The sequence below is a fragment of the Vibrio sp. Isolate32 genome, from assembly GCF_022397955.1.
Classification (GTDB): domain Bacteria; phylum Pseudomonadota; class Gammaproteobacteria; order Enterobacterales; family Vibrionaceae; genus Vibrio.
This window is the reverse complement of the sequence record NZ_JAKEUQ010000020.1, coordinates 38,827-57,360: the sequence shown is the minus strand read 5'-3', so window position 1 is coordinate 57,360 and position 18,534 is coordinate 38,827. Positions and strand designations below refer to the sequence as shown.

The following is an 18,534-nucleotide window of genomic DNA, read 5'->3' as shown; positions in this document are numbered from 1 at the left end:
TTGTCATTGCCGAGATCTAAAAAGTACTTACTTGGCTAAGTTACCAAGCAACTGCTCACACTGTACTTTCAGTGATTTAAGCTCACCTTCACTCATCTTAGAAATGCAAAGCATTTTTACTGGCACGGTTTGCGCTTGTTCTTTGAGTTCGACCCCTGCAGGTGTCAGTGTGATCACTCGAACTCGTTCATCTTCAGTACTTCGGCTTCTAAGCACGTAACCTTTCATTTCCAAACGCTTGAGCAATGGCGTCAATGTACCAGAATCTAAATGCGTTTTTGCGCCTAGGGCTTTGACATTTATCTCTTTTTCTTCCCACAGCACCATCATCACAATGTACTGCAAGTAAGTAAGATCAAGCGCTTTTAGTAAAGGTTGATACGCTCTACTCATTGCATTCGACGCACTATACAGCGCGAAACACACCTGATTATCTAGCTTTAGATAGTCATCTTGGTCGCTCATGATCACTTCACCAATAAATTAAATTGTGCACAATATACTTGCGCGCTCAAATTTTATCAATTAAGCTAGCTTTAAAATTAAGTTGCGTACAATTTAATTTTACACAACCAAAAAAAGGACTAGATCAATGACAACGCTCTACACAACTTCTGCAACTGCAACGGCAGGTCGTAACGGCCAAGTATCAACAGATGACAACCTGCTTTCAGTAGCGTTGAGCTACCCTAAAGAAATGGGCGGAACAGGTGAAGCGACCAACCCTGAGCAACTGTTTGCTGCGGGCTACTCTGCGTGTTTCTCAAATGCTCTACTTCACGTAGCAAAAGAGATGAAAATTAAGATTGTATCGGCGCCAACGACCGCGACAGTTGGCATTGGCCCAAATGAAAATGGCGGCTTTGCTTTAACTGTTGCTCTATCGATTGAACTGGATCTAGAGCAAGAACAAGCTGTGACGCTTGTGAAAACCGCGCACCAAGTCTGCCCTTACTCAAATGCTGTTCGTGGCAACATTGATGTGAAATTGTCGGTTAACGGACAAGCGCTTTAAGCGAAAAGTTTTACCTTTCCCTATAAAAAATGTCCCGCACTGGGTGGGACATTTGTTTGCATAACTCTCAATTTCAAGTCAAGCACTTAGCTCTTAAACGTGTTGGCAATCTCTTTCAATGAAGCTGCCAGTTCAGCTTGCTCTTTGGCAGTTGCTGCAATTTGGGTTGCGCCAGTGGTCGACTCTGTCGACTTCTGTTCTACCGCCATGACGTTTTGTGCAATATCTTGAGCCACACCGCTTGCTCTTCTGTTGCGGTAGCGATCTGTTCCGTCATGCTCAAGATCTCACTTATCGAAGCTAAGATGCTTTGTAAGGTTTGCTCGACCTCTTTTGAATCCTGTACTGCGTTTGATGACATCTTCTTACTGTTATCAATCACGTTGAAGACGGTCTGCACATCTGATTGTAGAGAACTGATGAAGCCTTCAATCTCCAATGTCGATTCTTGCGTACGCTGAGCCAGTGTACGAACTGCATCAGCAACGACCGCAAAGCCACGGCCTTGCTCACCAGCTCGCGCTGCTTCAATCGCTGCATTCAATGCCAATAGGTTGGTTTGTTCTGCTACCGACTTAATCACATCAATCACACTGTTAATATTATTGCTACTCTCGTGCAGATGAGTAATTTTTTCGGCTAGGTCATTAATTTCAGATGCTAGCTTTTCGATAGAGTGGTAAGACTCTTGAACCGCACTCAAACCTTCTTGCGACTGCTCATCAACCATCTTTGCAGAGCTTGCTGTCTGCTGAGTTTTCGCAGCTACTTCATTTACTGTGGCCGACAACTCTTCCGTTGCCGTCGCAACCAAACCAATTTGGATGGAAGGTGAGTTCGCTAAGCTGATTACCGAAGCACAAGAGCTTGGTGAAATAAGCAAAGAGCGTGAACCTGTTCAACTTGCTCGACATGTTCAAGTTCAAATAGCAGGCCTGCGTACCTACGCAAAAACATGCGATGACATCGATTTGCTTAACTCAATGGTTGAAGACGTATTTAAGTATCATCCTTTTTAAGTACTGAACTCAGGCATAACAACAAAAAGACTCCACTGTTAGCCAAGGGCTAGAGCGGAGTCTTTTTAGTTTTGATCTCGTTAACTTTGTAGACGATTAACTCTATAGCTTAAGGGTTATACCTTTCTCATGATCAGCGCCTGCGCATTGAGCATCGCCTCTTTGGTGCTGACATCTAAGATCTTCACATTCGCAAAACGCTCAACTTCTTTAATCGCCACATCATGAGCGAAGATCACCAACCTCGCCCTTTCAATATCTTTCTGTGTAATGCGATTACCTATTCCGTTGGCACCTTGGGTCTCAACCTTTATCCGAACTCCAAGGTGATGGGCCGCTTTTTCTAAAGACTTAGCCGCCAAGAAAGTATGTGCGACACCTGACGGACAAGAAGTAATCGCGAGTACATCCGCTTGCCCTTCTTCCGTCACCGAACAACCTGCAGACTGATAAGAAAGCTCGTCGCCTTCTACCACATTCTTTTTAAGCAGTATCACTATGAATGCCGTGGTTAGCGCCCCTGCAAGAGTACCAATGATGTAGCCAATTTTGCCATCGACTACAGGCAGAACAATCCATCCGCCCCATGGTGCATGGTTTACCACATGGAACATAAAGCCAACCACGTTACCGACAATACCGCCAGCAACCACAGCAGGTAGCACTCGCGCAGGGTCAGCGGCGGCAAAAGGAATTGCCCCTTCACTAATACCAATCATCCCAATGATGCCTGCGGCTTTGCCCGCTTCGCGTTCGTCTCGCTTAAACTTCTTCGGTGACAGAAAAGTCGCCAAAGCCATACATAGAGGTTGATTATAATCGGACAAGAAGGCACAGTGCTCTTGGGTATCTAAGCCCAGTTAACTTTGAAAATCAAAATGTCGCTTAATGAAGTGTCCAGTCTGGCTGGAGCAGATCAAAACGGGGCGTACCATACACTTTGGACATTAAATACCTGAACAATATCGTTGAGCAAAGCCACCGTTGGGTGAAGCAGAAAACACGTCAAGCTCTAGGTTGGAAGTCAAAGGAAGGAGCCTTGGCCAGTTTGCATGGGCGTGAAGTGTGGACGATGTTGAAACAAGACCAGATAGATGTTGAAGGCCAAACGGCCTTTGAGCGATTCTACGCACTAGCAGTATAATTGTAACTGTTGGATAGGTCTGTCACGCCTCTAACTAGATTTGCGACAGAACCTGATAGTACCCACTCGCACATATCACAACTAAAGTAAAAAAGTGCGCTTGAAGCAGACGAAATTAATTTGGTGTTAATGCTCATTTTTGCTGCTCCACGATGAGATCAGCGCATGGTCGGGCGGTTTCAACGCAGCGTTCAAGGGTAACGGGCACATGCCAGCTTTGCTTGGGATCAAATAATTCCCCCTGACGTGCTCAGGGACTTACCATGGCAACACTAATCGGCGATGAACATTTTTTAGTCTTTAACACAAATCGTAATGAGAATCGATTGTATTAACTGACACAATTACTTATCCTGTACGCTTCCTAGGTAGCACAGATAAGCACTATCCAATGAGTGATCATTCGTTCTTTGAACATCTGTTTGAATATTCCAAACAGGTCACCCCATATCTAGATGGACAGTTAGCCCCTTTGGCAACTAGTGATCCGTCGCTAATTCATCTTGGCCATCCTAGCTCGCAGTCTATTCGCGAGCTCTATGTAAGCCTGGAGAAAGAACACCCAGAAGCTGGCGCCCCTTACTGGTTGACCCGAAGCTGGACTCTACTCTGCTGGCAACCGATTTATGTCGCATTTATCTCCATTTACGCCTGTCGCGGCTTACCTGACCTAACTAAAATGGCGCAAAAGGTTCAGCCAAGGTTTATTAGCGGCTTTCAATTTGAATCATCCGACTTTTCTCAAGGCACAGAGTCAGAGCTGATTGAGCAGGCAGGTAAGCAACTCGTTGAACTATTTGAGTACTTCCGAAATGAGATGAGCCAGTGGACGCGCATCCGGCCCGGATTTACGCGTCATCTGTTCGCCGACAGTATACTTGGCTGCATAGTCAAACTTCATCAGTTGGCCCCTGCTTTGGATGAAGAGTACCTAATGCAACAGGCTCGACTGTGGTTACATGCCTGCCGGCTACCAGAGAAACTACTTAGCTCTCTTAGCTATGACCCTCACTCCAACAGTCTGAAACTCTTTCGAACCAGTTGCTGCCTAGTTTATAAATGCCATGGGCGTCAGTTATGCAGTGACTGCCCAAGGCATCCGGCTAATAAACGCTAAGCGGTTTTTATCTCCTTCTCCTGTTGTCGGTTCACCGCGAGATAAGCAATCAACACGATTATCGCGGAAAAGGTAATACACAGATATATTGGATAGTTGGCGGAGATGGTGGCAGTCACCGCCATTAATGACGCCACACCGTAACCTATGGTGTGGAACATCGAGATGTAACCTGCCACGGCGCCCGGATAGTCGCGTTGCTGCTCGGTCGCCGAGCTGGTATATGCTGGTACAAGTAATGCTGCGCCACTGGCAGCCAGCGTCATCGCTACGCCAAATACCCATATGTTAACGGTAAGAAACAGGGCGAATCCGACCAATAACAGGACAGAACCAATTCGATACATAGATAGTGGCGTGAGCTTTTTCTTTTTGATCACAATAACTTGCGTAACAAACGTGCAGGCAGCACTGATAGTCAAAAGCACTCCAATCGCATCACTAATTTGCCCGGTATTCCACTGTGTCACGCTGCCAATCAATGGAGAGAAGCTGTATTGCAGCAACGCAATCGCCGCGCACAATAGCAGTCCACTGAACAGATATGGCAGTAGTTTTCTTTGCGGTAACCAAGGCAAGGACTCCTTCTTAGCTTGAGTTTTCTCTTCTACCGATGGCGAAGGAAGCATCATTGCAGCGACCAGCGCCACGCAGGGCAACGCCACCATCACCATTAACGGCGCATAGGGAGACAGCTTTAACACCAGAATTGAGATCAGTGGACCAATCAACCTACCCGCACTCAAACCAATGCTGACAGAAGTGATGGCTTGTAGCCGGTTCTCTTCACCGCACAGCAGAATAGTCCAGTGCTGACTGGCTGGGACCATGCCTGAAACCGTACACCCATAAATCATTCGCGCCAGCAGTAGCCCTACCAGACAGAGACTGACCAGTGCTTCATTAGTGTGACTGACAAAAGCAAACACGCTGAGTAACGAAAAGCTAAGCGCCATACCTGCCAGGGCTCTCACCACGACGATCTTTGGTCCATGGAGATCGCTGTAACGCCCCCAATAAGGAGCCGAAGGAAGAAACAGTAAACTACCGACTGCAATAAGAATTGACCAGGTCGACAAACTAAAAGCGGACTTCTCGACCAGAAAAGGCAAAGAGACCAGCAGGCCATTTTGCCCAATCCCCATTAAGGCGGCCGCAAGGCCAACGACACCCAATTGGGCGGTTTTATTTTGTGTAACTGACATCATATTGAAAACACTATAAGCGCAAGAGAAAGTGCAGTGTAGCTAGAGAAACTCACACCACAAAGTGATTATGAAAGTAATTATCATTTCTATTTCGATATGTTAACATTACCGACTCGTAATCAATAACACAACTTGATATTTCGTCATGTACCAACTTGTCGACGCGTCGTATGAAATCGACGACAAGACCATACTTTCCCCTACTAACCTGACTTTCGCCCAAGGAGAGATCACCACTCTGCTAGGTCATAACGGTTGTGGTAAGTCGACCCTGATTAAACTCTTAAGCAGGCAAAACGCGCCAAGTCATGGCACGGTATTGTTCCAAAATGAGCAAGTCTCTTCCTACAGTCATCTGGAATTTGCCCATCAAGTTGCTTACCTGCCACAGCATCCACCAGTCACCGATGGCGTAACAGTGCGCGAACTTGTCTGTTTCGGTCGTTATCCATGGAAAGGGGCTTTTGGACGCTATAGTCAACAAGATTACGCCATCGTCGAGTCAGCAATTGAAAAAGTAGGTCTGAGTAATCTGGCCGAACGATATGTGGCGACCTTGTCCGGTGGTGAAAGACAGCGCGCATGGGTAGCAATGCTGCTTGCACAGCAAAGCCAGTGCATCTTACTCGATGAGCCTACTTCTGCGCTCGATGTCGCCCACCAGCATGAATTACTCGCTTTAATCCGCGAACTTAATCAATCATTGGGTCTGACCGTGATTATGGTTTTGCATGACGTCAATATGGCCGCCAAATTCAGTGACCGCTTAATCGCCCTTCACTCAGGCAAAGTGATTGCTTCGGGCATTCCAGAAGAGCTGATGACACCAGATACGCTGAGGAAGATTTACGGTATGGAACTGGCACTGTTCCCTCACCCGACGACTGGTCAGCCAATAAGTTATATCCCTTAACCCAAAAAAGGAATTCATTGTGAAAAAGTTCATCGTGATGTTGTGTGCAGCTTTAGTCTCTACCCACAGTTACGCTCTTGAGATTACTCATGAAATGGGGGTGAGCACTTTTGAACAGCCACCCAAAAAAGTGGTTGCGTTAGACTGGGCACTTACTGAAACCGTACTTAGCTTAGGTATTGAGCTAGAAGGTGTCGCCAACCCTCAGGGCTACCAGCAGTGGGTAGCAGAACCAGAGCTAAGCCCAGAGGTCACTAATGTAGGCTCGCGCAGAGAACCTAACCTTGAACTGCTGAGTGAACTTAAGCCTGACGTAATACTGGTCAGTAAACATATGGCCGCAGCTTACCAGCCGCTTAGCCAGATCGCTCCTGTCCTTGTATTCACTATCTACAGTGAAGAAAAACAACCGCTAAAATCAGCAGAGTCCATTACTCGCTCTTTAGGTCAGCTATTCGACAAGCAACAGCAAGCAGAGATGGTGATCAGTCAGACACACCAGCGTCTGGCTGAAAACGGTCGTAAAATCCAGGCCGCTGGTTCTGCACAAAAACCGGTTATTTTTGCTCGTTTCATCAACGACAAGACACTCCGTGTCCATAGCAAAGGCTCTTTAGCTCAAGACACGATTGACGCAATGGGCATGCGCAATGACTGGAACGAAACCACAAACATGTGGGGATTCACCACTACCGGAACTGAAAAGCTTGCCGAACACCAAGGTGCCAGCGTGATACTTTTTGGCCCTCTTAAGGAGAAAGAGCGTAAACAGCTTAACCAGTCGCCACTTTGGCAGGCAATGGAATTTACCCGCACTGATTCAGTCTATGAACTTCCTGCAATCTGGACGTTTGGCGGCCTTATCGCTACACAACGTTTCAGTGACCATATCACTCAACAGTTAGTTAGACCTTAATGGACGCAGGCAATATCGCGCAGCGCAGTAGCCAAAACTTCAATATCAAATCGATTCTACTAACCATCGCTGTCATGGCGCTGGTTAGTGGGTTACTGCAAGTGACCGCTCCCTATTCACAGGGAATCGGTTTAATTTGGCAATCGCTGTTTCACTTCGATTCGGCCAACTACCAACATATCATTACCCATTACACTTACCTGCCAAGGCTCGCTGTGGCGCTGATTTGCGGCTTCGCACTCGCGGTTTCTGGCTGCGTGATGCAGTTTGTATTGCGCAATCCAATCGCCTCTCCGACGACGCTTGGGGTCGCAGCAGGAGCTGAGTTCGGCATGGTGCTCGGTCTGTTACTGCTCCCAGCCACCAGTTTAATTCCTAATTTTGTTCCGGCCTTTATCGGTGGCTGCCTCGCTACAGGACTGGTTTTTCTCCTTAGCTCTAGCAGAGGGTTTTCACCATTGCATATGGTTTTGGCCGGTCTGGTGGTCAGCCTTTTCCTTGGTTCGGTTAACACCATGCTGTTGCTATTGCATGAGCAACGTTTAACGACTGTTTTTGTCTGGGGTGCCGGAGTACTCAACCAGAATGACTGGTCGAGCACTCAGGTACTTTTGCCGCTTGTTACCCTACCCACTATCCTACTGTTGATACTGCAGAGACCTCTGTCTGTACTTCAGTTCGGTGACAATGTTGCCACTTCCTTAGGGGTCAACATCAAGCAGATTAAATTGCTTTGCCTGTCACTGGCTATTTTTATTACTGCAGCCGTGGTCAGTGAAGTTGGTCTGATCGGCTTTGTCGGTATTGTTGCACCGGCAATAGCGAGAATGTTGGGCGCGCGAGCACTGGCAAAACAGATTATTGTCAGTGGCTTAGTCGGCAGTCTACTGCTATTGATTGTCGATCTTGTGATTCAGCCTTTCTCAGGTGTCGGAGGAGAGTTGCTACCCACAGGAGCAATGACCGCCCTCATTGGCGCACCATTTTTACTCTGGTTATTGCAACGAACCAAACTACAATCTGACCTCAAAGCCCGCACCGATTCGGTTGGCCAGTATAGAACCATTGGCGCGACCAGAATTACCGTCATGCTTATTTGTGTTCTGTTAGCTGCTGTCATCATTGCTTTAATGGTCGGCAAAACTCCGTCATGCTGGAGCACAACACTCACTCAGTCTCTGTTTGATCTGAGAGCGCCACGAATCATGGTTGCGCTATTGGCAGGGATCGGGCTGGCCTTTGCTGGCACAGTGATTCAGCGTATTTCCAACAACCCAATGGCTAGCCCTGAAGTACTGGGGATCAGCTCTGGCGCAGCATTGGCTCTGGTTCTCGGTACTCTGACTGGCGTAGCGATTGAGCGGGAACAGCAAATGCTACTCGGTACCCTTGGAGCGGCTTCAGTAACAGGCTTAGTCTGGTTAATGGGCAGACGACACAATTTCGCCCCAACGCAAACTTTATTGACGGGTATCGCACTTAGCGCAGGACTGGACGCCCTGCTAAGAATTGCCATGAGCTCAGGCCACGACAACGCCGCCGCCCTGCTTACCTGGCTGTCAGGCTCAACCTATTTAGTCAGCCTTGGTGACATGTGGCTATTAGCTGGCGGTGTCTGCCTTGTTGGAATTTTGGCTCTCTCGCTTCATCGCTGGGTTACTCTGGTCAATCTCGGTGAAGTGACTGCCACTAGCCTCGGCCTCAACGCGACTATGGTCAGATTGGTGCTGCTTATCGTTGCGGCGTTAACAACCCTCTGCACTATAGTTATTGGCCCATTAAGCTTTATTGGCTTGCTAGCGCCACATATGGCGCGTTCACTCCATCAATATCGCGCGATACCGCAAATGATCACAGCAGCACTTCTAGGTGCAATTATTATGGTCACGGCGGACTGGATAGGCAGAACGCTATGGTTCCCTTGGCAATTCCCTGCTGGACTATTAGCCTCGCTGATCGGCGGTGGTTACTTCCTCTATTTAATGAGGAAATAGCAGCGAATGGTCGCGAAACAGCGATTAAGTTGCGCATATGCGGAGGTCTCGATATGGACCTCCACTATGCAACCATACCATAAAGCTTATTGATAAATTAAACACTTAGACCTCTCGTTACCATTTTCGACAAATTATTAAAAAGCAGTTGATTATACGAATGATAATAATTAGCATTCATACTGTCAGTTTAATTAATAATAATTTGAGAAAGAAAAATGAATCGTAAAAACGATCGGCTCAACCCAGAGAACTCAAACCAGCAGGTCAGCAATAATGACCCCGCCTTAGCTTGTTTTCTCAACTCTCTCGCCCGAGAAAGTCATACCGTACAAATCGAATCACGTCCGCAAGGTTACACTTATCAGTTGCCACTATCAGGTGGACGAACCATTCACATACCGCTTAGCTACTTTTCGCAATTGGGTAGTCACGAGTACCAACTGCCTGCCCTGCTACTTAGTGGTGATTCGGTAACGACATTATCCGACAATCAGCTTATCGAATTGATGGTGTCCGAACCTGCGATTGTCGGATTCATCAGTGAAGAACAGAAACAGATCTTCGTGACTCGCGTGCTGGAAAGTCAGCGCAACACCAGTCAAGGTATCCAACATTCTCCTTATCAAACCCGACTCTTTACCGACAAACTGGACTTCAAAACCGCAGAACAAGGTTTATTAATAGGTCATTCATTCCACCCAGCACCGAAAAGTCGTGAACAGTTTAGTCTTGAGGATGCCAAAGTTTACTCACCAGAACTTGGTGGTCAGTTCCAGCTCTACTGGCTAAGCGTTGATAACCAGCTTATTGCCCAGGGAAGTTCTGCAGGTATCCAATGCCAACAACGTATGTCAGAGCTGGTCGCTCATGAACCAAAACTACAACAAGCGTTAACCGAAGCTATCGCACAAGACAAAAGCCTGCTGCCTGTCCACCCTTGGCAATGGAGCGTAATGGCAAGTAACCCTTCGATAGAGGAATACCTTAAGAACGGTCAACTGAATAACCTTGGCCAAATCGGTGTCAACTGGTATCCAACCTCTTCAACCCGTTCGCTCTACGCGCCTTCACTGCCTTATATGCTTAAGTTCTCTCTAAGCGTAAAGCTGACCAACTCAATTCGTAACCTGTCGCTTAAAGAAGTGGTTCGCGGCACACGTCTCAATGACTTGTTCCAGCAAGAAATTCTTGATCAGCAGCTTGGTAAAGGCTTTGGTTTCCAACTGATGCAAGAGCCAGCTTATATCGGCCTTAAAGATAGTCAGGGAAATATCATTGACGAGAGCCTTGTGGCATTCAGAGACAACCCTCTCGAAGATAGACCCGAGCAGGAAGCGGTAGTTCTCGCGACATTAACCCAGCAAAACCCTTATGGTGGTTCCAGCTTGGTAGCCGAGCGAATTCGCCATTACGCGCAACAGGACAATCTGTCTCATCAGCAAGCTGCGAAGCAGTGGTTTGATGCTTACTGTACCCACAGTGTCGTTTCTCTTTTCCACTTACAGGCTAACTTCGGCATTGTTTTCCTCGCCCACCAGCAAAACATTGTGATGCAACTTGAGCAAGGTTTCCCTGTCGGTATGTACTACCGAGATTGTCAGGGAACTGGATATACAGACCTTGCACTGCAGCGCTTCGGCAGCCTGCTCGGCGATGAGAAAGAGACGCTAGAAAACTACTGGAACCAAGAGAAGGTCGAGCGCTATTTCGCTTACTACCTAATCATCAACTCTACCTTTAACGTTATCTCAGCAATCTGTGCCAACCTCGATGTGCAAGAGTCACAACTGATCGAAATTCTTCACGATAAGCTCGCTGCTCTGCTGCAAAGCGGTGTTAATGATGATCGCTGTCTGAACTATGTACTGAACAGTGAGTCATTGTGTTGCAAGGGCAACTTCTTCTGCTACCTGCAGAACTTTAACGAGAACTCTATTCCCGATCCGGCAGTCATTTACTTTGATCTGCCTAACCCTCTCGCTCGCGTCAAGGAAGCCGCAGATGTCTGATTTCACCACTTTTATCTATCAGGATAACCCCACTCCCAATGTACGCGTTACCGTTCAGGCCAGTGACCTTGATCACTCGGCCTTATTCGAGACATTGGTTAATGAACTTGACCAACTGTTTAGCCTGCACAAGCAGTTAGAGTCCATCGCCCTCGCCAGCGACGATCAACAGGTAGAGCAGCGACTCACTCAAGAGTTTCCTGTCATCAACGGTGAGCTTCATCGCAGCGGTTTTTATCAATTACCGCTGTTTTGGCATCGCCACAAAACTTCAACCCATTTCCCAAAGCGTTTAGTTCAGTCGAACGACCAATACCGACATCACCCTTTAAGGCCGTCAAAGCCCGAAGGATGCGTTTATCAGAGATATGACGTTGATGCTGAGTTGGAAGTAAGCTTCCGTACCGTTGATATCGACAAGGATCTGGCTCAGTTTACTCGCTGGATGAACGACCCGCGCGTGGCCCATTTCTGGGAGCAGGCATGGAGTGAGGAAAAGCTGGCAGAGTTCCTACAGCAACGCATGGCAGACCCCCACATTATTCCACTGATTGGTGAGTTTAACGGTCAACCTTTTGGCTATGTGGAAGCTTACTGGGTAGCAGAAGACAGACTCAGCCCTTACTTCGACGTACAGGACTTTGATCGAGGTATTCACCTGCTTGTCGGTGAACAACAGTTCCGTGGTCCTAAGTTCTTTAATGCCTGGATGAAAGGGATCAGCCATTACTTGTTTATCGATGACACGCGGACTCAGCGTATCGTTCTCGAACCGAGATCGGACAATCAACGCCTGTTTAATCGCATCCTGCCTTTCGGTTACGAGAAGTGTTTCGAGTTTAACTTCCCACACAAACGTTCAGCTTTGCTGATGATGACACGTGACCGTTTCTTCTCGGAGCAGTGGTAATGGAACAGATAGCGCTACATAAATACTGGCCGCTGGCTAACCAGAAAATGGTCGCCAAGATCATCAGCGAATTCGCCTATGAGCAGGCGTTTCGTTTCGAGCAGGATGCTCAGGGTTATACGCTAAAGCTAGCCAATCAAGTCAGCTACCAATTCCAAGGTAGTGAAAACATTTGGGGTCAGGTTCTGATTGAACCTGGCTCAATTGTCCGCCAGCCACAACAGAGCATTTCCGCAGCCCTTTTAATGCGTGACTTACAGTCTCTGCTCAACATGACTGATGACGCATTCGCCGAGCACTTAGAGGATCTTAATGCGACTCTACTCGGCGACTGTAAGTTGATGCAGCGAAAAGAGGCGCTGACCGCTCGAGATTTAGCCCTGCTCCCTTGCGAGCAGCAGCAGACCTACTTCGACGGTCACCCTAAATTTGCCTTTAACAAAGGTCGACGCGGCTGGGGTAGTGATGATTTAAAGCTCTACGCACCGGAATCAGAACGCGCCTTCCAACTTGGCTGGGTGGCAGTGGAACACTCCATTCTGCAACTCGCGACTAACGATAGCGTCAGCTGGCAAGAGCTACTTAACTCGTCAATGAATGAATCAGAGCGTAAAACCTTGGATAGCATTGTCGCTTCCTACGGGGTTGATATTGCAGACTACAGCTATGTTCCAGTTCATCCGTGGCAATGGAGCAACAAGCTATCGCTACTGTTTATCCGTGAAATGGCTGAGAAGAAACTGATCTACCTCGGCGAGTTTGGTGATCAGTTTCTGCCACAACTCTCATTACGAACGTTAAGTAACATCACTCGACCTGACAGCTACGACATTAAGCTACCACTAACAATCATGAATACCTCATGCTACCGAGGCATTCCCGGCCGCTATATTCTTGCAGGTCCTACTGCATCGGACTGGATAGAATCTGTGTTTAGTTCAGATCAACTGCTGGTTGAAAAGCAAGCTGAAGTTCTTCAGGAGCCCGCCGCAGCCTTTGCAGCTCAGGCCGATTACCAGTTACTAGAACAGGCACCTTATCGCTACCACGAACTGCTTGGCGTTATCTGGCGTGAATCTGCTGCATCAAAGCTCAAGCAGGGTGAGCAGGCAATTCTGATGGCGGCTTTAATGGAAAGCGACAATCAGGGCAATCCGCTTATCGCAGAATACATTGAACGTTCAGGCGTCTCTGTTGAAGCGTGGCTGAGTACGATGTTCGATGCGGTCGTTATTCCTTACTACCACCTGTTGTGTAAATACGGTGTCTCTCTGATTGCTCACGGGCAGAACGTCACTCTGGTATTAGAAAACGACCTTCCAAAGCGCATTCTACTTAAAGATTTTCAGGGCGACATGCGTCTGGTTGATAGCGATTACCCAGAGCAGGCTGCGCTTGAGTCGAGCGTAAAAGAGGTAACAGTGCGCCTCGAAGAAGAGTTGATCATCCACGATCTACAAACTGGACACTTCGTTACCACGCTGCGTTTTATTTCGCCTTTGGTCGCTAAGCTCGGCTTCTCAGAGTCGCAGTTTTACGCCCTGTTGGGTCAGCGAATCAAAGCCTACATGGAGCAGCAGCCTGACTATCAACACCGATTTAGTAAATTCGATCTATTCAAACCGCGCATTTTGCGCATAGGCCTTAACTTAGCCAAATTCCGCCACAGTACCGATGCCAGCGCATCGAGAATGTTACCCGATATGGACGACATGCTCGACAACCCGCTAGTGGCCGCACTGCAAGCAGAAAACAAGCTTTAAGCGACAAAACAATAATAATGGCAAGTTAAGCCGCATAAATAACCCAAGAAAAGGATTGTGCTCATGGAACACACTCACAACGTCAAACTCGATCTAGCTGGTATTGGAGCTGGCCCATTTAACCTTAGCGTCGCTGCGCTGTTAAATGAAAAGCCACAAATTAAGTCACGCTTTTTTGAGGGCAGAGAACACTTTGCATGGCATCCAGGCTTACTGTTGGATAACACCAACATGCAGACCATGTTCCTCAAAGACTTGGTCACGGCGATCAGCCCGGAGAGTCGTTATTCGTTCCTCTCGTATCTGGTCAAAACTAAGAAGTTTTATCGCTTCCTGTCGGCAGAACTGCAGTGTATCAGTCGTCATGAATTCTCTGACTATCTAGCGTGGGCTGCGCATCAGATGGACAATGTTCAGTTCTCTACTCGCGTAGAACAGGTCGAATACACAGGTAAAACCTTCAACCTGCATACAAACCAAGGGGTTTATCAGGCTGACAACTTGTGTATCGGTACAGGTAAAGTGCCGTTCATCCCTGAATGTGCTCAATCTCATATCGGTGAACGCGTTTTCCACGCCGCTGAAATCGGTCTGCGTGACAGAGATTTCACGAACAAACGTGTGATGATTATCGGTGGCGGTCAGAGTGGCGCAGATATCTTTATCAATGCACTGCAAAGTAAATGGGGTAAACCGAAATCGCTCGATTGGTTGTCACGTCGTTCTAATTATCAACCGCTTGATGAAGCTTCGTTTACTAACGAGTTCTTCACACCTGATTACGTTGATGCGTTTATTAACCTGTCTCCGACGGTAAAGAACACCGAAATCACCAACCAGAAGCTCACCTCTGACGGTATTACCCAAAAAGCGCTGCTAACGATTTATCAGGAGCTCTACCACCGCTTTGATGTTCTTAAAGAGGATAAGTGGGTCAAATTGTTGCCTCACCGCACCCTGACTCACATGAGCCAGAACTCTGAAGGCTTCAAGCTTACCGCCAACAATGCTCTGGGGCAAAACCTCGAAACTCATCAGGCTGACATCGTTATTCTGGCAACTGGTTTTGAAGCACCTTACCCAGCGTGTCTGCGCGATCTGCTGCCGCTATTAGATATGGATGAGCACAACCGTTATCAGATGAATGCCGACTTCGAACTTAAGTGGGAAGGTCAGCAAACTAACAAAATCTTTGCGGTGAATGCGGGCATGCACAGTCATGGAATCGCGGAGCCACAGTTAAGCCTGATGGCGTGGCGCAGTGCCAAGATCATTAACCGTCTTGCCGGTGAAACCTTATTTGATAACGATGCAGGCCGCGGAATGATCGACTGGCTGAGCCCAACGCCAAGCAGCGAAAAAACCACTATTTAAGCCAATTTTTTCATTACCAGTTTGAGCACTTTGTCTCGGAGAACACCCGGGGCAAAGGCTTAATTACCAAAGCAATAACCAAGGTCATCACACAAGGGAACAACTCTTTTGGAGCCTATAAACAATAAACATAGAGAAGAAAATGAACGTTATAAAAGGAAGTTTTCCACTATCCGCCATCGCATTAGCAGTCGCTGCTACCACTGTATTCCCCACGCACGCAGAACAATACAGCAATCAAGAGAAGATGGTGGTTGTTTCAAGCCACATGCCAAAAGCGATCAGCGATATTCCGGGCACCGTTTGGTACATTGACTCAGAGACTATCGAGCAAGAATACCGTGGTGGTAAAAGCCTTGATGAGATTCTGGCAGCGACTATCCCTTCACTGGATGTAAGCAGTGGTGGCCGTACCCACTCAGGCCAAAACCTACGTGGCCGTAGCCTGATGGTAATGATTGATGGTGTTTCGCTACAATCAGTTCGCTCTTTAAGCCGTCAGTTAGACTCAATTGACCCATTCAACATCGACCGCATCGAAGTACTCTCTGGTGCAACATCGATTTATGGTGCTGGTTCTGCGGGTGGTGTTATCAACATCATCACTAAAAAAGCGTCTGGTGAAGAAGTCGAATTTGAATCATTTGTTGGTGGGACTTCAGGCTTCTCATCAAGCGAAGATTTTGACTACAAACTGGCTCAGTCAATAGCAGGTGGTAACGAGAAAGTTCAGGGACGCGCATCGGTTGCTTACACCAAAACACAAGGCTATTTCGATGCCGATGGTGAGATGGTAACTCCGGATATTACTCAGGGTTCGACTCAGTTTAACGAAACCATTGACCTGCTAGGTAACCTACAGATTAACATTGCTGAAGGCCAGCAGCTAAACTTGTTAGCGCAGTACTACGATAGCCAACAAGACACCCCTTACGGCCTGTACTTTGAAAAAGATGGCAGCGGTAACTTCCAGTTTGTCGATGTCAGAGAAGGCTACTCAGCAGATCGAGAACAAGGCACAGAGCGTGTCATGTTAAGTGCGGCATACAGCAACAACAACTTCTTAAACCACCAGCTCATCTCCGAACTCTCTTACCGTACCGAAGATCACACCTTCATGCCTTACACAGTTGATGGCAAGGCAACTCTGTCGACTAACTCCTCTCGCCAATCTACTGATATTTTGGCAATGAAAGCGGCACTTAATAAATCATTGGGTTCTTGGAACCTGACCTACGGTATCGACGGTTACATCGATAAGTTTGATAGCGACAAAGCGATCTACGATCAAGCTACGACCGAGGCAACGGGCGGTTTAGTACACGTCATCAGCGAAATGCAAGGTCGTTACCCGGGGATCGACACTCAATCCATCGCCAGCTTCATTCAAGCGGAATACCGCATCATGGAAGATTGGTCACTTCAGGCGGGTTATCGCTACCAGAAAATGGACATAGACGTGTCTGACTTCCAAGCGACGTCTAGTTCGGACTTCATTCCTGGTGGCTCGACAGATTACGCTGAAGGCTTGTTTAACCTTGGTACTATCTATCACATAAACCCTACTTCTCAGGTTTGGGCTAACTTCTCACAAGGTTTCGATATCCCTCAGCTATATCGCTACTACGGTAAGAGCGCTACTCAAGATGTCGCAGCCTCTAAGCTAGATGGAATCAAAACCGACAGCTACGAGATCGGTTACCGTAACGATTTAGATAATCTCTCACTGCAATCTGCAATCTACTACTCGCACTCAAGCGCAACCGTTCAGTACGAAGATGACCTATCTATCTCAGGACTTGCAGATCCAAAACGTGTCTACGGCGCGGAAGCTCAAATCAGCTACTGGGCAACAGACATGCTACAGCTTGGTCTATTAGGTCACTATGTTGTGACAGAAACTGAAACAGACACTGGCTGGGAAGATCACAAAGCGATGGAGGCGAGTACTTCTAAAGCCGGCGCTTGGGTTGGTTGGTACGACAACGACTACAGTCTGAAGCTACAAAGCCTGACTATGTTTGACTACGAAGATGCTGATCAACGTGAGCTAGATGGCTTCACAGTCGTTGATTTCACAGGTAACTACCAGCTTCCAGTTGGTAGCTTAGGTTTCGGTATTAAGAACCTGTTCAACGAAGACTACTACACAACCTGGAGTCAACGAGCTCAACACTGGTACACGGGTAGCGATGCGCTCTACCAATACAAAGGTCGCGGCCGTACTTTCACTCTCAACTACAAAGTGAAGTTCTAAACGCTTAAAAACCGAGCTTGTTACAACAATCACGACCCGGCAAAATTTAGCTGTGATTCATCACTAAGTACAGCTTTTTGACCGGGTCCGAATTTAAGTACCTTCAAGCAACAAGTTTTTACTATAGAATGTTGAAAATCGGTGAAAAATAGAAAAAGCGTCTCTTCTAAGCGAGCAAAACCAATATTGAATCTTTTACGCTACACCATAAGTGCTTACTTTGCCTAGCTTCGACTAGGGTGGTTCAAAATATGCAAGAATTAATTTTTGTTTTTATGAATCATGAGATAGACCAGCAATACCAGTGGGTTCATGGCTTTCTCAACAAAAAGGCCTTTCTCTAATCAAAACCTGAGAAGATCATCCCAAAATTCTCAACTTTCCATCAACGCGAACAAAGCAAATCTCGGCATTTGTTGCTAGCCAGCGCTCTGCTATACACAACGCACTCTTCCAAAGAACTATCCATCACATCATACAGTGCAATGGTGAACACATTTGCTAGAGATAGCTGCTAACTCACCTTTGTCCCTAACCGACCTTACCAACATAAAAAATCATTTTTATTGGATGATTCTTGTTGCCGTCACATGAGCAGAATTAGGTTAAATTCCGGTTGTCTTCGAACACGCCTGTTATAGCTGAAAATAATAATGGGGCAAAAGCGAGGTAGAGTTCTTAATGACTCACAGTTCTTAATGACTCACCGACGTCGAAAACAGGTTGATAATCACCATACCTGCCAAAATCAAAGCGATGCCAATGATCGCGAGATATCGAGCTTTTCCCGTAGACCAGCCAAACAACGCAGAGCCAACAACATCATTACGCTATATTCGACGCACAAAAAGCGCGAGAGACGGATGTCATTCTCGCGCTTTTTTAGAACCGT

12 protein-coding genes and 6 pseudogenes are annotated in these 18,534 nt (G+C 47.2%); 13 read left to right on the top strand and 5 right to left on the bottom strand.

Annotation, left to right across the window (positions count from 1 at the left end; translation table 11 throughout):
* Window positions 1-27: 27 nt before the first annotated feature.
* Window positions 28-465: a MarR family transcriptional regulator gene (locus tag L1D11_RS15240; RefSeq protein WP_239831931.1), complete on the bottom strand. Its 438-nt coding sequence runs from the start codon at window positions 463-465 to the stop codon at window positions 28-30.
* A 127-nt stretch (window positions 466-592) separates the two neighbouring features.
* On the opposite strand from L1D11_RS15240, the gene L1D11_RS15235 reads away from it, so the two are divergent.
* Window positions 593-1,015, top strand: coding sequence for an organic hydroperoxide resistance protein (locus L1D11_RS15235; RefSeq protein ID WP_065681095.1), 423 nt, complete (start codon window positions 593-595; stop codon window positions 1,013-1,015).
* Between the two features lie 86 nt (window positions 1,016-1,101).
* Here L1D11_RS15235 and L1D11_RS15230 read toward each other — a convergent pair.
* A pseudogene (locus L1D11_RS15230) lies at window positions 1,102-1,838 on the bottom strand (methyl-accepting chemotaxis protein); the annotation flags it as partial.
* Window position 1,839: 1 nt separating this feature from the next.
* On the opposite strand from L1D11_RS15230, the pseudogene L1D11_RS15225 reads away from it, so the two are divergent.
* Window positions 1,840-2,034 (top strand): annotated as a pseudogene (locus tag L1D11_RS15225) (TetR/AcrR family transcriptional regulator); the annotation flags it as partial.
* 116 nt (window positions 2,035-2,150) lie between these two features.
* Here the strand turns inward: L1D11_RS15225 and L1D11_RS15220 are convergent.
* Window positions 2,151-2,843, bottom strand: a pseudogene (locus L1D11_RS15220) (fructose PTS transporter subunit IIB); the annotation flags it as partial.
* Between L1D11_RS15220 and L1D11_RS15215 the strand changes: the two are divergent.
* The 3 genes and pseudogenes from L1D11_RS15215 to L1D11_RS15205 all read left to right on the top strand — a co-directional run.
* Window positions 2,834-2,923: pseudogene (locus L1D11_RS15215) on the top strand (IS3 family transposase); the annotation flags it as partial. The pseudogenes L1D11_RS15220 and L1D11_RS15215 sit on opposite strands and share 10 nt — an antisense overlap.
* A 51-nt stretch (window positions 2,924-2,974) precedes the next feature.
* A pseudogene (locus tag L1D11_RS15210) lies at window positions 2,975-3,178 on the top strand (IS6 family transposase); the annotation flags it as partial.
* A gap of 391 nt (window positions 3,179-3,569) precedes the next feature.
* Entirely contained in the window at window positions 3,570-4,295 is a 726-nt protein-coding gene (locus L1D11_RS15205; RefSeq protein WP_239831930.1) for a siderophore ferric iron reductase, read from the top strand.
* Here the strand turns inward: L1D11_RS15205 and L1D11_RS15200 are convergent.
* The gene (locus tag L1D11_RS15200; RefSeq protein WP_239831957.1) at window positions 4,292-5,500 is read right to left on the bottom strand and encodes an MFS transporter; all 1,209 of its coding nucleotides are present in this window, start codon (window positions 5,498-5,500) and stop codon (window positions 4,292-4,294) included. The two genes, L1D11_RS15205 and L1D11_RS15200, sit on opposite strands and share 4 nt — an antisense overlap.
* 148 nt (window positions 5,501-5,648) lie before the next feature.
* Here L1D11_RS15200 and L1D11_RS15195 point away from each other — a divergent pair, with 148 nt between their 5' ends.
* The 8 genes from L1D11_RS15195 to L1D11_RS15160 all read left to right on the top strand — a co-directional run bounded on the left by L1D11_RS15195 (window position 5,649) and on the right by L1D11_RS15160 (window position 17,642).
* Window positions 5,649-6,416 carry an ATP-binding cassette domain-containing protein gene (locus L1D11_RS15195; protein WP_239831929.1) on the top strand — a complete coding sequence of 256 codons (768 nt, stop codon included), beginning with the start codon at window positions 5,649-5,651 and terminating at the stop codon, window positions 6,414-6,416.
* Window positions 6,417-6,435: 19 nt separating this feature from the next.
* Window positions 6,436-7,332, top strand: coding sequence for an iron-siderophore ABC transporter substrate-binding protein (locus tag L1D11_RS15190; RefSeq protein ID WP_239831928.1), 897 nt, complete (start codon window positions 6,436-6,438; stop codon window positions 7,330-7,332).
* A complete protein-coding gene (fhuB, locus tag L1D11_RS15185) occupies window positions 7,332-9,326 on the top strand; it encodes a Fe(3+)-hydroxamate ABC transporter permease FhuB (RefSeq protein WP_239831927.1) in 1,995 nt (664 codons plus the stop codon). The genes L1D11_RS15190 and fhuB overlap by 1 nt, the downstream gene beginning before the upstream one ends.
* Before the next feature lie 218 nt (window positions 9,327-9,544).
* Window positions 9,545-11,338 (top strand): IucA/IucC family protein, encoded by a 1,794-nt coding sequence (locus L1D11_RS15180; protein WP_239831926.1) that lies wholly within the window; start codon window positions 9,545-9,547, stop codon window positions 11,336-11,338.
* Window positions 11,331-12,248, top strand: coding sequence for a GNAT family N-acetyltransferase (locus L1D11_RS15175; RefSeq protein ID WP_239831925.1), 918 nt, complete (start codon window positions 11,331-11,333; stop codon window positions 12,246-12,248). The genes L1D11_RS15180 and L1D11_RS15175 overlap by 8 nt, the downstream gene beginning before the upstream one ends.
* A complete protein-coding gene (locus tag L1D11_RS15170; RefSeq protein WP_239831924.1) occupies window positions 12,248-14,011 on the top strand; it encodes an IucA/IucC family protein in 1,764 nt (587 codons plus the stop codon). Before L1D11_RS15175 ends, L1D11_RS15170 begins: the two co-directional genes overlap by 1 nt.
* A 63-nt stretch (window positions 14,012-14,074) precedes the next feature.
* Entirely contained in the window at window positions 14,075-15,385 is a 1,311-nt protein-coding gene (locus tag L1D11_RS15165) for a SidA/IucD/PvdA family monooxygenase (protein ID WP_239831923.1), read from the top strand.
* Window positions 15,386-15,527: 142 nt separating this feature from the next.
* Window positions 15,528-17,642 (top strand): TonB-dependent receptor, encoded by a 2,115-nt coding sequence (locus L1D11_RS15160; protein ID WP_239831922.1) that lies wholly within the window; start codon window positions 15,528-15,530, stop codon window positions 17,640-17,642.
* Window positions 17,643-18,337: 695 nt separating this feature from the next.
* On the opposite strand, the pseudogene L1D11_RS15155 reads toward L1D11_RS15160, so the two are convergent.
* Window positions 18,338-18,449, bottom strand: a pseudogene (locus tag L1D11_RS15155) (QacE family quaternary ammonium compound efflux SMR transporter); the annotation flags it as partial.
* Between the last annotated feature and the right edge of the window lie 85 nt (window positions 18,450-18,534).

Excerpts from the sequence above, each read along its gene's own strand:
- L1D11_RS15240 (WP_239831931.1), bottom strand. The coding sequence starts at position 465 with ATGAGCGACCAAGATGACTATCTAAAGCTAGATAATCAGGTGTGTTTC.
- L1D11_RS15235 (WP_065681095.1), top strand. The coding sequence starts at position 593 with ATGACAACGCTCTACACAACTTCTGCAACTGCAACGGCAGGTCGTAAC.
- L1D11_RS15205 (WP_239831930.1), top strand. The coding sequence starts at position 3,570 with ATGAGTGATCATTCGTTCTTTGAACATCTGTTTGAATATTCCAAACAG.
- L1D11_RS15200 (WP_239831957.1), bottom strand. The coding sequence starts at position 5,500 with ATGTCAGTTACACAAAATAAAACCGCCCAATTGGGTGTCGTTGGCCTT.
- L1D11_RS15195 (WP_239831929.1), top strand. The coding sequence starts at position 5,649 with ATGTACCAACTTGTCGACGCGTCGTATGAAATCGACGACAAGACCATA.
- fhuB (WP_239831927.1), top strand. The coding sequence starts at position 7,332 with ATGGACGCAGGCAATATCGCGCAGCGCAGTAGCCAAAACTTCAATATC.
- L1D11_RS15180 (WP_239831926.1), top strand. The coding sequence starts at position 9,545 with ATGAATCGTAAAAACGATCGGCTCAACCCAGAGAACTCAAACCAGCAG.
- L1D11_RS15175 (WP_239831925.1), top strand. The coding sequence starts at position 11,331 with ATGTCTGATTTCACCACTTTTATCTATCAGGATAACCCCACTCCCAAT.
- L1D11_RS15170 (WP_239831924.1), top strand. The coding sequence starts at position 12,248 with ATGGAACAGATAGCGCTACATAAATACTGGCCGCTGGCTAACCAGAAA.
- L1D11_RS15165 (WP_239831923.1), top strand. The coding sequence starts at position 14,075 with ATGGAACACACTCACAACGTCAAACTCGATCTAGCTGGTATTGGAGCT.
- L1D11_RS15160 (WP_239831922.1), top strand. The coding sequence starts at position 15,528 with ATGAACGTTATAAAAGGAAGTTTTCCACTATCCGCCATCGCATTAGCA.